Source organism: Nocardia paucivorans NBRC 100373 (assembly GCF_000308675.1).
Taxonomy (GTDB): domain Bacteria; phylum Actinomycetota; class Actinomycetes; order Mycobacteriales; family Mycobacteriaceae; genus Nocardia; species Nocardia paucivorans.
The window spans coordinates 64,465-77,394 of sequence record NZ_BAGE01000043.1 but is presented as its reverse complement, the minus strand read 5'-3'; the positions used below and the strand labels follow the sequence as shown (position 1 = coordinate 77,394).

The window sequence follows — 12,930 nt, the reverse complement described above, 5'->3', positions numbered from 1 at the left end:
AGGCGGCCGCCCGCCGCGACGAGCTGGTGCCGCCGGCGCGGCGAATGCGCCGCTCAGGTGGAGCAGACCAAGGAACGGGTGCGTGCTCTCACCACCCGGCTGGCGCAACTCACCGATGCGGTGCATCGCGACGAGGTCGCCAAGGCGCAGGCCGCGTTGCGCATCGAACAGCTGGAGACGACGATTGCCGAACAATTCGGTATCGCCCTCGACGATCTGATCGCCGAATACGGCCCCGATGTGCCGCTGCCGCCCAGCGAGCTGGAGTGGCGGGAATACGAGCAGGCCCTCGAGCGCGGTGAACAGGTCAGCCCGCCCCAACCCATGCCGTACGACCGCGCTACTCAGGAACGTCGCGCCAAACGCGCCGAGAAGGATCTGGCCACTCTCGGCAAGGTGAATCCGCTCGCGTTGGAGGAGTTCGCCGCGCTGGAGGAACGCTACAACTTCCTGTCCACCCAGCTCGAGGACGTCAAGAACGCCCGCAAGGACCTGCTCGATGTGGTCGCCGAGGTGGACGCGCGCATTCTGCAGGTCTTCACCGATGCCTATGCCGACGTGGAACGCGAATTCGTCAAGGTGTTCGCGACCTTGTTTCCCGGAGGTGAAGGCAGGCTGTTGCTCACCGACCCGTCGGACATGCTCACCACCGGTATCGAGGTGGAGGCGCGTCCGCCGGGGAAGAAGGTCAAGCGGCTGTCGCTGCTGTCCGGTGGTGAGAAATCGTTGACCGCGGTGGCGCTGCTGGTGGCGATCTTCCGGGCCCGCCCGTCGCCGTTCTACGTGATGGACGAGGTGGAGGCCGCCCTGGACGACACCAATCTGCGTCGGCTGATCGGACTGTTCGAACAGCTGCGGGAGAAGAGCCAGCTGATCGTCATCACCCATCAGAAGCCGACCATGGAGATCGCCGACGCGCTCTATGGTGTCAGTATGCGCGGTGACGGAATCACCCAGGTGATCTCCCAGCGGTTGCGCGGAGAGAACCTCACCCCGGCGGGCGCCGCGAGCTGAACCTCGGCCGCGACGCCACTTCCCGGTACGGACCGGTTATCGGCCGGTGGCGCCGCGTTGGGCGTTCTCCACGACCCAGGCCGCGATCTGCGCGCGCGAGGTGAACCCCAATTTGGTCAGGATGTTCTCCACATGCCCTTGGGCGGTGCGCTGCGCGATGACCAATTTCGTGGCGATCTGTCTATTGCTGAGGCCCTGCGCGACCAGATCGGCAACCTGACGCTCACGTTTGGTCAACGTCGACCGTGATCCCGAGGTGCCCTTGCCGGTGGTCTGCTCTCCCAGTGCGTAGGCGACGGCGGTCTCCGTATCCATATCCCGACCCCGTTGGTAGACGGCGTCGAAACGGCGGTCCCCGAGGTCGCGGCGTGTCGTCAGCTCGCATTCCGCGTGCGTGGGCCGCAGGTTTCGGAAAACGCTCGTCATCTCGTTGCCCTCCGGCCACACTCCCTGCGCGGCTCCCATGAATACGGCCGCCCGTTCGGCGTCGCCGGCGGCGGCGGCGGTCCAGGCCAGGGCCTCGAGGCACAGCGCGGTGAGCACTGCGCTGTTGAGTCCGCTGTTGACGCGGATCGCTTCCCGCAGCAGCTCGTGGGCGCGGTCCCATTCGCCCCGCCGCCAGGCCGCGACGCCCAGCCCACGCAGGGCCGCGGCGCGGTGGAGAACCTCGCCCCGAGGCGCGGTGATCGCCAACACCTTGTGGTAGTACTCGCTCGCCTGCTCGTGATCCCCGGTCACCTCGTGGGCGAAGCCCAATAGGGCCAACGCGCTCAGTCCGAGTTGCCCCGGGGGTTCCGAGTCGGTCAGCTCCACGACCCGCTCCATGTGGGAGGCCGCCCGATCCGGTTCGCCTTCGGCCAGGGCGAGCAGGCCTTCGGCATAGGCGATACACGGTCGCAGTTGTGGGGCGCGGCTCTGCTCGGCCAATGTTCGAGCCTCCGCCAGCAGCGCCGTCGCCGCCCGAAGATCACCGTGCGACGCGGCCAATTTGCACGCGGCGCAGAGCGCTTCGGCGCGATGCGACGCGGACCGGCCTCCCGGACGGGCAAGTGCCCGCTCCAGCCAGGACCGGCCCTCGGTGTACAGACCCCGGAAGTACCAGAACTCGAACAGCGCGGTGGCGATGCGCAGCCCGGTATCGACCGCTTCGTCGGTGTCCTCGCTCAGACAGGATTCGAGTGCGGCCCGCACATTGGGTTGTTCCCGTTCCAGGCGGGCGATCCAGAAGGGCTGTCGCGCGCTGATCCACTCGTCCGTGATATCGGACAGCATCTGCTGGTACCAGACGTGATGTCGGTGCCGCAGATCTTCGTAGCGGCCGGACTCCCGTAGCTTCTGCCGGCCGTATTCGCGGAGCGTATCGAGCATCCGAAACTGTACGACGGTGTTCGATTCATCCCGGATCAGGATGGATTTGTCCACCAGCGACGCCAATATGTCCAGCAGGGTGTCCGGTGTCGGGTCGACATCGCACACCCCTTCCACGGCGTCCAGTTCGCAGCTTCCGGCAAAGACCGACAGCTGTGCCCACAGCTGCTGTTCCACCGGGATGCACAGGTCATGGCTCCAGTCGATGCACAACCGCAGGGTCTGTTGGCGCGTCGGAGCGGTGCGAGTGGCGCGGGTGAGCAGCGAATACCGATCGTCGAGCCGTTGCAGGATCTGATGTGGTGACAGGGTGCGCATCCGGGCGGCAGCCAGTTCGATCGCCAGCGGCAGTCCGTCCAACCGAGCGCAGATCCGGGCAACGGCCCCCATATTGCCCTCGTCGAGCGCGAAGCCCGGTACCGCTGTCGCGGCACGTTCGACGAACAAGGTCACCGCGTCGAACCGGGGCAATGTCAGCAGTGTGGGTTCTCGATGTGGGTCGGGAACCGTGAGCGGCGGCACCCGCATCACTGCCTCCCCGGCGATATTCAACGGTTCTCGGCTGGTGACGAGGAGGCGCACACCCGGGCAGGCTCGCAGGAGCGCTTCGTCGACCTCCGCGGCCGCCTCCACCAGTTGTTCACAGTTGTCCAGGACGAGCAGTGCCTCACTGTCGCCCAGGAACCGCACGAGTTCTTCGAGCATCGATAGGCGGTTCTCGTTCCGCACCCCGAATACGGCTGCCATGACGGCGACCAACTGTGTGGCGTCGGAAACGTCGGCCAGTTCGATCAACCACACGCCGTCGGGAAAGTCCCGTTTCACCTGCGCGGCGACCCGCAGGGCCACCCTCGATTTCCCGACGCCGCCGATTCCGGTCAATGTCACCAGGCGAGAGGTGGACAGCAGCTTCTTCACTTCCGCCACCTCGGAGCGTCGATTGATGAGACTGGTCACCTCGAGCGGCAGGTTGCCGCCCTGCGGTTTCGGTGGCCGGTACGGGAGCGGCACCCCGGTCGTCTCACTCCTGTGTTCGGTGGTCGGCTCGTTCTGCAGCGCTATCTCGCTCACCGGGAACCCGTGACGGTGCTGTACCTGTCGCAGACCGTCCCCCAGCGCGGCCGCGGTGGGCCGATCCGCCGGGTTTCGGCTCATTGCCGCCTCCACCGCATCGGATACGTCCGCGGCCACCCCGTTCTCGCGCAGGTCCGGGATCGGTTGGGTGGTTATCCGCAGGAACTGGGTGACCACGGATTCCCCCGTATGCCGCTCGAAGGCGGCGTGGCCGGTGAGCGCGCAGAACAGGGTGGAGCCGAGCCCGTACACATCGGCGGCGGGAGTGGGTTCGCCCCCTTCCAGTACCTCGGGGGCGGTGAATGCCGGAGAGCCGGTCAAAACACCCGTGGTGGTTTGGAATCCGCCGGCGATATGCGCGATACCGAAATCGGTCAGCGCCGGCTCGCCATAGTCGGTGAGCAGGATATTTCCCGGTTTCACATCCCGATGCAGAATCCCCAACCGATGTGCGCTCTCCAGCGCGCCCGCGATCTTCACCCCGATCTGCAAGACCTCCTCGACCGGAAGCGGGCCGTCGCGGCGGAGCCACTCCTGGAGGGAGTCCCGGGGGTAGTACGGCGTCACGAGATAGGGGTGTCCACCCTCGGTGACCCCTTCTTGCAGCACGGTCGCGATATTCGGATGCCCGGTCAGCCGGCCCATCGCCTGCTGCTCCCGAACGAATCGCGCCCGATTGTCGTCGTCGAACTCGGCGGTCAGGACCTTCACCGCCACCGCCCGGTCCAAGGTGGCCTGGGTGCAGCGGTAGACGACCCCGAAACCGCCGCGGCCGATCTCCACGGCGTCCTCGAAACCCACCGCCGCCAGTTCCGCCGCGACGGATATCCGCGGCTCTCGCTGTGTTTGCAGGGGATCGAAGCCGGTCATCGGCCGAGTGCGATCCGCCGAGCATGTTCGCAGGTACCAGGCACCATGCGCTCACCTTCCGCCGATACTCACTGTATAGCCGAAGGTGCCTCGGCGGCGAGGAGCGGATGCCCCTCCCGATTCGTCTCGGACAACCGGTCTAGTCCGGGCCGAGCGTGAAGATCGGGAACCTGACTCCGCGGGGCTGTGTCCGGAAGCGCACCCGTACCGGCTGTCGCGGCGACGGGGGCACACCGCCCTCGAGCGTGGTGTACAACCACGGTCCCTCGTCGAGGGCGACGATGGCGAGCATCGACTCCCGCGCGGCGGTATGGGCGTTCGGGGCCTGCCGTACCACTCGCCAGCACACCAACGATCCGGTACCGGCCGACGGCGACCAGGTGAGATCGGTGGATCGACACGATGCGCAAGTGGTGACGGTCGGCGCGAAGAGCTTGCCACAGCCTTTGCAGCGACGAAGTAACAGCAGGGTCCGGGTTCGTTCGGGGTGGTCGCGGACGGTGTCCTGGATATTCTCGGGGTTGCTTTCCTGCATATACCGGCCTCGAGCTCAACGTGCAGATGGACGGAACTCCAGAATCGTCGAGACATCCTCGAATCGCACCGGCCGAATTACCCGAGGTATACCTGTTTCTGTCGATATCGGGGTAGCGGACGCTCCCGCTGCCCGGGTGGGACGGTTGTCGGGGGATCGGTGGACCGGCGCCGGAAATCCGACCGTTCTCGTGGTGCGATCGGGCCGTTCCCCAGGTCAGGGCATGGGGTCGGACCGGTGCGCGTCCGCCGTGCCGCCCGCCGGGAACCGTCGGCCGGTGATGCCGCCCCGGCTGCCGGTTGCTCCGGTGGCCAGGACGTGGTCGTGCCGAGAGGTATGTTCGGCCACTTCTGTTCCGGATGCCGGAGCGCCGGCGATATCGACGATGTTCTCGCGATCCTCGCCACGGATGTGGTGATTCGGCAGCTGCGCAGGCCCGCGGGCGGTCGGGCTCGTCCTGGACGCGCTGTGTGCCCGCCTCGTCGAGGAAGGCGTGACGAATTGCGAGAGTGTGACGAAAGAGACGATGGTTCGGATCGTTGTCCGATATGTCCTGGGCCGATGCGGCGGAAGAACGTGGGGCGCCGGGGCGGCTACTGCTCACCCGCCTGTCGGTAGAAGGCCCATCGGCGGCGCGCGAGCGGGGGTGGGATGACGGTCCGATCGATTTTCGCGGGGCGCATGCCCGCCCGAGTGGTCGATCTCGAAATGCGGCGAACCGGGCGGTCGGTCGGTCCGGGGTTCGCCGCGTGGTGGGTGCGGATGCTACGGCAGGTCTCGGCCACCGGCCCTACAACAGGTCGCTGACATCATCGGGAACGTCGACGGCATACTTGCGCAGAATATCCATCGATATCACTTCCAGGGCGTTCTCATGGGTCGCCGCCAGCACCACCGGCGCGGCGACACCGTCCTCGTGGGCGTGTAACCAGCGCACGGCCACCACGCACCACCTGTCCCCGGGCTGTAGGCCGGGGAAATTGTTCTCCGGACGCGGCGTACTCAGATCGTTGCCGATGGACGCCTGATGCTCCAGGAACTCGGCCGTGACGACCGTGCACACGGTATGACTGCCGAGATCTTCCGGTCCGGTACTACAACAGCCGTCACGGTAGAACCCGGTAATAGGATCGGTGCCGCACTCTTCCAGCGGACCCCCAAGCACGTTTCGATCGGTCACGTCGCCGATCCTATTGGCCCGCTGCGAGAAGTTCCGCAGGACAAGAAATCTCACTCGACTGTGTTTCCGATCGCGGCCGCTCGATGCGGGGCGTTTTCCGTCCGTGACCGGCGCGGAGGCGGGACCGGCGGCGTCGATGACTTTCCCAACGCGCGGGCGGGGTCGCGGCTCGTCCGGTTCGGCTCTGCAAGGATGGTCGACGTGAGTGCCGAAGCGTGGATTCTGATCGCAGTGATCGCGGCCATAGTACTGGTGGCCCTGGTCGCCGGTTTCGTCCTCTACAAACGCCGGCGAGTTTCGCTGACGGCGCCGACCGAGGAGCAGCGCGAGCTGCCCGACCGGTCCGGTGGATACCAGGCCGCCGGTGGCTTCAGTTTCAGTCGCGGTGGTGAAGGCGCCACCGTCGCCCCGTCCCGCCCCGAGCCGCGCGAACGTACCGACACCGAGGGGCAGCCGCATATCGGTGACGACGCCGCGATACCGCGTGACGCCCCGCGTCGCGGAATCACCGATGTGCCCTTACCGGAGCCATCCACGATCGAGGGCGCGGCCGGTGGCGCGACCACTCTCGAACCCGAGGCCCCCACCGACGAGACCACGTCCGGCCCCGAGGCCCCCGTGGTTGCCGAGACCGACCCGGCGTCGGCCGGCCTCCGCGAGCCCGAGGCCCCGCCGCGGGACGCCACGGTCGCCGAGCCGGAGTCGAGCGCCGTGGAAGAGGAGGTGGCACCGACCCCCGCTCCGGAGGCCGCCCCCGCAGAGACCGTCAGTGCTCCCGATACGGCCGCCGGGGCGGATCTGGTTCCCGAGATCGAGGAGATCGAACCCACCGAGGGCCGCCTGGTGCGGTTGCGGGGGCGGCTGGCCCGCTCGCAGAACGCCGTCGGCAAGAGCCTGCTCGGTCTGCTCGGCGGTGGCGATCTGGACGAGGAATCGTGGGAAGAGGTGGAGGACACCCTGGTCCTGGCCGATCTCGGCACCGCGAGTACCACCGCTGTGGTCGAGCGGTTACGGGAGGAGATGGCCGCCCGTAGTGTGCGCACCCCCGCCCAGGCCCGGGCCGTATTGCGCGATGTGTTGATCGAAGCGCTACGACCGGAGCTGGACCGCTCGATCCGTGCCCTGCCGCACGACGACCACCCGTCCATCCTGCTCGTCGTGGGGGTCAACGGCACCGGTAAGACCACCACCACCGGCAAATTGGCCCGTGTCCTGGTCGCCGATGGTCGACGGGTGCTGCTCGGCGCCGCCGACACCTTCCGCGCGGCCGCCGCCGACCAGTTGCAGACCTGGGGCGAGCGGGTGGGCGCGGAAACCGTCCGTGGACGGGAAGGCGCCGATCCGGCGGCGGTGGCCTTCGACGCGGTGGCCACCGGTATCGCCAACGGGGTTGATGCCGTCCTCATCGATACCGCGGGTCGGCTGCACACCAAGACGGGGTTGATGGACGAGCTCGGCAAGGTGAAACGGGTGGTGGAGAAGAAGGCGGCGGTGGACGAGGTCCTGCTCGTCCTCGATGCCACCATCGGACAGAACGGGCTCATGCAGGCGAGGGTGTTCGCCGAGGTGGTCGATATCACGGGTGTCGTGTTGACGAAGTTGGACGGAACCGCCAAAGGCGGGATCGTCTTCCAGGTGCAACACGAGCTCGGGGTGCCGGTGAAATTGGTCGGTCTCGGCGAGGGGGCCGACGACCTCGCCCCGTTCGAACCGGCGGCCTTCGTGGACGCCCTGCTCGGCTGAATTCCATCGGTCCGCGTACGTGGGGGGTCGGTTCGGAACCGGCTCACCGACCGTGCGAAACCGTCTGCGCGCGGTAGGAAACCCAGTGGAAACATAGCCGGCCTATCCGTTCACCCAGGTGAAACACGAGGGCGTCACGGACGAAACACCGAGTAAGCAACCTCAGTGTCAGGTCCGCGTTGCGCACGACGCGGCCTGAGGATGAGGGAGGACAGCAGGTGGAAACCGTGATCGGCGAGCCCAATGCCGGCGACACCGCATGGATATTGACCAGTGCCGCGCTGGTGCTGTTGATGACGCCCGGACTGGCGTTCTTCTACGGCGGTATGGTTCGCGGCAAGAACGTGCTCAACATGATCATGATGAGCATCAGCGCCATGGCCGTGGTCACGGTTCTATGGGTGCTGTACGGCTTCTCGGTGGCCTTCGGCACCGATAAGGCCGGCCTCCTGGGCGACCCCGGACAGTTCTTCGGATTGAGCACGTTGATCAGCGGGTTCGGTGATGGCTCTGCCGGTGTGCCCTTGTTCGGCACTCTCCCCGCGACGGCGTTTGTCGCCTTCCAGGCCATGTTCGCCATCATCACGGTCGCCCTCATCTCCGGTGCCGTGGCCGATCGGATGAAATTCGGCGCCTGGCTGGTGTTCATCGTCATCTGGGCCACCGTGGTGTATTTCCCGGTCGCGCACTGGGTCTGGGGCGGCGGCTGGATCATGGAGAAGGTCGAGGCCATCGACTTCGCCGGTGGTACCGCCGTGCACATCAACTCCGGTGCGGCCGCATTGGCGCTGGCTCTGGTCCTCGGCAAGCGGGCCGGCTGGCCGAAAACGCCGTTCCGGCCGCACAATCTGCCCTTCGTCATGCTCGGTGCGGCGCTGCTGTGGTTCGGCTGGTTCGGTTTCAACGCCGGTTCGGCGGCGGCGGCCGACGGTGTCGCCGGGGCCACCTTCGTCACCACTTTGGTGGCCACTGCGGCCGCGATGCTGGCCTGGCTCCTGGTGGAGAAACTGCGCGACGGCAAGCCGACCTCGCTGGGCGCCGCGTCCGGTATCGTGGCGGGTCTGGTCGCCATCACCCCCTCGTGCTCATCGGTGAACGTGCTCGGCGCATTGGCCATCGGGGCCGTCGCCGGTGCGGTGTGCGCGCTGGCGGTGAGCCTGAAGTTCCGGTTCGGCTACGACGATTCGCTCGATGTGGTGGGTATCCACATGGTGGGCGGTGTGATCGGTACGGTGTTGATCGGTCTCTTCGCCGCGCCCGAGGCGCCCGCCGCCGCCGAAGGTTTGTTCTACGGTGGCGATCTCGCGCTGCTCGGCAAGCAGACGCTCGGTGCGATCGCGGTGCTGGCGTACTCGTTCGTGGTGGCGCTGGTGATCGCGTTCGCGGTCAAGGTGACCATCGGCCTGCGGGCCAGTGCGGAGGAGGAGTCCGTGGGTATGGACGAATCCGAGCACGCGGAAACGGCATACGATTTCACCGCAGTGGGTGGCGGGGCCCGTTCGGTCGTCAAGGAGGCATGACCACATGAAACTGATCACGGCAATCGTCAAACCTTTCACGCTCGAGGACGTCAAGACCGGCCTGGAACAGGCGGGCGTGTACGGGATGACCGTGAGTGAGGTACAGGGCTACGGCCGCCAGAAGGGCCACACCGAGGTGTACCGCGGTGCGGAGTACTCGGTGGATTTCGTGCCGAAGGTGCGGGTGGAGGTCGTCGTGGACGATGCCTCCGTCGACCAGGTCGTCGACATCATCGTGGAGGCCTCGCGGACCGGCAAGATCGGTGACGGCAAGGTGTGGGTGACCCCGGTGGAGTCCATCATCCGGGTCCGCACGGGCGAGCGCGGCACCGACGCGCTGTAGCGCGCCGGACGAACGGCTGTAGCGCATGAGGTGAAAACCGGCGCCGACAGCGTCGTCGACAGCGGGACGAACGACAACAGCGGCCCCGCTCCCACCGAGTATTCGGTCGGGGCGGGGCCGCACGCGTGGATGGGTGGTGTTTTCTGTGGGTAGTGGTCAGCGGCAACACGGCGCGAACCGGGCGGGCAATGGTGAGGCGGACAGGTCCGTCGCGGTATCCCACGACACCGCTGCAGATCTGGTTCGGGCCCGCGACCAACTGCTCGACGCAGGGACACGCAATCGCCGTCTCGACGCGGAAGCGTTGCGTGCGGCCCTGGTCGACCTGTACGAACTCTGGCTCACCGGCAAGGCCGGCGAGCTCGGGATAGCCCCCGACAGCGGACTGGCCATCGTCGCGGTCGGCGGCCTCGGCCGTCGGGAGATGCTGCCGTATTCGGATCTGGATCTGGTGCTGCTGCACGAGGACATCGACCCGGCGCGGGTGACCGAAATCGCCGAGCAGCTCTGGTATCCGCTGTGGGACGCCCATATCAAGCTCGACCACAGCGTCCGAACCGTGCCGCAGGCGCTGCGGGTCGCGAGCGATGATCTGGTCGCCGCCCTCGGCATGCTCGAGGCCCGGCATATCGTCGGTGATGTCGAGCTGAGCAATCTGCTCATCGGCGGGGTGCGGCGAGAATGGCGGACCGGAATCCGCTCCCGATTCGACGAGCTCATCGCCACGGTCCGGGCTCGGTGGGAACGCAGCGGGCAGATCGCGCATCGGGCCGAACCCGATCTGAAGAACGGTCGCGGCGGCCTGCGCGATATCCAACTCCTCGATGCCCTGGCCATCGCCCAGTTGACCGATGCCATGCCCGGACTCGGACCGGATGTGCCCGGGGGCGGCCTGGACCACGCGCGCCGACGGCTGCTGGACGTACGCACCGAACTGCATCGGGTGGCCGGCCGGGCCCGGGATCAGTTGCGCGCGCAGGACGCCGACGAGATCGGCGCCGCCCTGCGCATCGGGGACCGGTTCGACCTGGCCCGCACGCTCAGTGATGTGGCGCGCACCGTGGGCTACTCGGTGGAAGTGGGACTGCGCACCGCCGCCAACGCGCTGCCGCGCCGCGGGCTGGCCCGGTTGCGTCGTATGCCGGTGCGCCGTCCCCTCGACGAGGGCGTGGTGGAGCATGCGGGTGAGGTGGTGCTCGCTCGCGATGCCCGTCCTCAGCGGGATCCCGCCCTGGTTCTGCGGGTGGCCGCCGCGTCGGCGCGGACCGGGTTGCCGATGTCGGCCACCACCTTGAACCGGTTGTCCGAGGACGCGCCCGAACTGCGCGAACCCTGGCCCAGGGACGCCCTCAACGATCTTTTGATCCTGCTCGGCTCCGGTCGAGGTCTCATCGACGCGGTCGAAGCCCTGGACCGGACGGGTTTGTGGGGTCGGCTGTTTCCGGAATGGGGTGCGGTCCGCGACCTGCCACCGCGCGACGCCCTGCACACCTGGACCGTCGATCGGCATCTGACGGAAACCGTCGCCTACGCGAGCACCCTCAGCACTCGGGTGGCGCGCCCCGATCTGCTCGTCCTGGGAGCGCTGCTGCACGATATCGGTAAGGGCCGGGAAGCCGACCACAGTATCGTCGGCGCCGAACTGGCCACCCAGATCGGCCGACGAATGGGGTTGTGGCCCTCGGATATTCGCATCCTGCACGCCATTGTGCGCCACCATCTGCTATTGCCGCACACGGCCACCCGCCGTGATATCTCCGATCCGGAGACGGTGCGTCACGTGGTGCGGACCCTCGACGGTGATCCGCAGTTGTTGGAGCTGCTGCACACCCTCGCGGAAGCGGATTCGCTGGCGACCGGCCCTGGGGTGTGGGGCGATTGGAAGGCCGCGCTGATCGGCGAACTGGTTCGGCGCTGCCGCCTGGTGATGGCCGGTGAGCCGTTGCCCGAACCGGAACCGATTGCGCCGGAACTGCTCGATCGCGCCGCGGCGGGTGGGGTGCATGTCGAGATGCGGCCCGGGGAGGGACGCTACAGTCATATCGTCACCGTGATAGCACCGGACGAACCCGGTCTGCTGTCGGCGACCGCCGGAGTATTGGCGTTGAATTCGCTGCGGGTGCTCTCGGCGGCGGTCGGTGGGTCGGGGGAATCGGCGATCAATACCTTCGTGGTGTCACCGACCTTCGGCGATCCGCCCGAGGCCGGTCTGCTGCGTCAGGAACTCGTTCGCGCCATGGGCGGGGGCCTGGACGTTCGGGCGGCTCTGGACGCCCGCGAACGTGAAACGTTCGGTGTGAGTCGTTTCGCCCAGGCCGAGCCGCGGATCCTGTGGTCGGAGACCTCGGTGGCCGGGCAGGTGATTCTGCAGTTGCGGGCCGAGGATCGGCTCGGGCTGCTCAGCAGGTTGTCCGCCGTGCTGGCCGACTGCGGAGCGGATGTGCGTTGGGCGAAGGTGGTGACCATGGGTTCGGCGGTGGTCGACTCCTTCTGCATCGATCTGGGTGGTAATACCGGGCGGGCGCGGCGCACCGCCATCGAGCAGGCGATTCTGAAGGTGGTGCCGCGGCCGGCCCCGCGCCGGGAAGGATCGGAGGACCAGCGGTAGCCGAACCATCGTCTTCGAGTTGCACGCCGGGCGATATTTTGTCGTTACCTGCAATATTTCTGTTTCGATACCGATTGCCAACGATTCGCCGATGGTTCGGGGTCGTATCGCGGTGCCCTCTAACATCTCAGACGGCGGCCACTGCAGGGCAGCCGAGTCACCGGCACGAGAACACGGGTATGTATCACCCGGCATCAGGGAGTCCCACCCGCACGAGGGAGCAAGCCGATGGCAATCGAGGTTGTTTCGTCGTCGATCATGACCAGTGATGTGACCCCGCACATCGCCCGCTGTGTCGGTGGCGATATGTGGGTGGTGTCGTGGCTTCCCGGACGCACACTCACCGGGCGGCAGGCGATGGCGGCGATGACGGTGGCCGGTATGGTTGCCACCGCGGGCCGTCCCATCGAAGGTGATTGGTCCCCCCTCGACGATCTCGCCCATGTGCTGGGCCTGACCGGCCGAGAGGCGGCGTTCCTGGTCGCCGTGGAAAACCACGACTACTCCGGAACACTGCGTACCGAGCCCGAGCGCACCGCTGCGGAGCAGTGCGTTTCGGGGCCCCGATGATCTCGCGGACGGTGGTGCGCCGGATCCGACGTGCCGCCGTCCGCGTAGGTACCCATACGCGCTCCGATACGCTGGTACAGCAGTGACATCCCTCGAGATCAGGAG

8 protein-coding genes and 1 pseudogene are annotated in these 12,930 nt (G+C 67.1%); 6 read left to right on the top strand and 3 right to left on the bottom strand.

Features of this window, described 5'->3' with window-relative positions; genetic code table 11:
- Positions 1–1,014, top strand: a pseudogene (locus ON32_RS14420) (AAA family ATPase); the annotation flags it as partial.
- A gap of 36 nt (positions 1,015–1,050) precedes the next feature.
- On the opposite strand, the gene ON32_RS14415 reads toward ON32_RS14420, so the two are convergent.
- The 3 genes from ON32_RS14415 to ON32_RS14405 form a co-directional block, all read right to left on the bottom strand.
- Positions 1,051–4,326: a protein kinase domain-containing protein gene (locus ON32_RS14415; protein ID WP_040791420.1), complete on the bottom strand. Its 3,276-nt coding sequence runs from the start codon at positions 4,324–4,326 to the stop codon at positions 1,051–1,053.
- A gap of 139 nt (positions 4,327–4,465) precedes the next feature.
- A complete protein-coding gene (locus ON32_RS14410; protein WP_051133244.1) occupies positions 4,466–4,861 on the bottom strand; it encodes a Zn-ribbon domain-containing OB-fold protein in 396 nt (131 codons plus the stop codon).
- A 790-nt stretch (positions 4,862–5,651) separates the two neighbouring features.
- Entirely contained in the window at positions 5,652–6,041 is a 390-nt protein-coding gene (locus ON32_RS14405) for a DUF2237 family protein (protein ID WP_040791419.1), read from the bottom strand.
- Between the two features lie 201 nt (positions 6,042–6,242).
- Here ON32_RS14405 and ftsY point away from each other — a divergent pair, with 201 nt between their 5' ends.
- The 5 genes from ftsY (at position 6,243) to ON32_RS14380 (ending at position 12,825) form a co-directional block, all read left to right on the top strand.
- A complete protein-coding gene (gene ftsY / locus ON32_RS14400; RefSeq protein ID WP_040791442.1) occupies positions 6,243–7,784 on the top strand; it encodes a signal recognition particle-docking protein FtsY in 1,542 nt (513 codons plus the stop codon).
- A gap of 230 nt (positions 7,785–8,014) precedes the next feature.
- Positions 8,015–9,304, top strand: a complete 1,290-nt coding sequence (locus ON32_RS14395) for an ammonium transporter (protein WP_083874522.1) — start codon at positions 8,015–8,017, stop codon at positions 9,302–9,304.
- A 4-nt stretch (positions 9,305–9,308) separates the two neighbouring features.
- On the top strand, positions 9,309–9,647 hold the full coding sequence (locus ON32_RS14390; RefSeq protein ID WP_040791417.1) for a P-II family nitrogen regulator: 339 nt from the start codon (positions 9,309–9,311) through the stop codon (positions 9,645–9,647).
- A gap of 145 nt (positions 9,648–9,792) precedes the next feature.
- Positions 9,793–12,255, top strand: coding sequence for a [protein-PII] uridylyltransferase (locus ON32_RS14385; protein ID WP_040791441.1), 2,463 nt, complete (start codon positions 9,793–9,795; stop codon positions 12,253–12,255).
- A gap of 228 nt (positions 12,256–12,483) precedes the next feature.
- Positions 12,484–12,825, top strand: a complete 342-nt coding sequence (locus ON32_RS14380) for a hypothetical protein (RefSeq protein ID WP_040791416.1) — start codon at positions 12,484–12,486, stop codon at positions 12,823–12,825.
- Positions 12,826–12,930 lie beyond the last annotated feature (105 nt).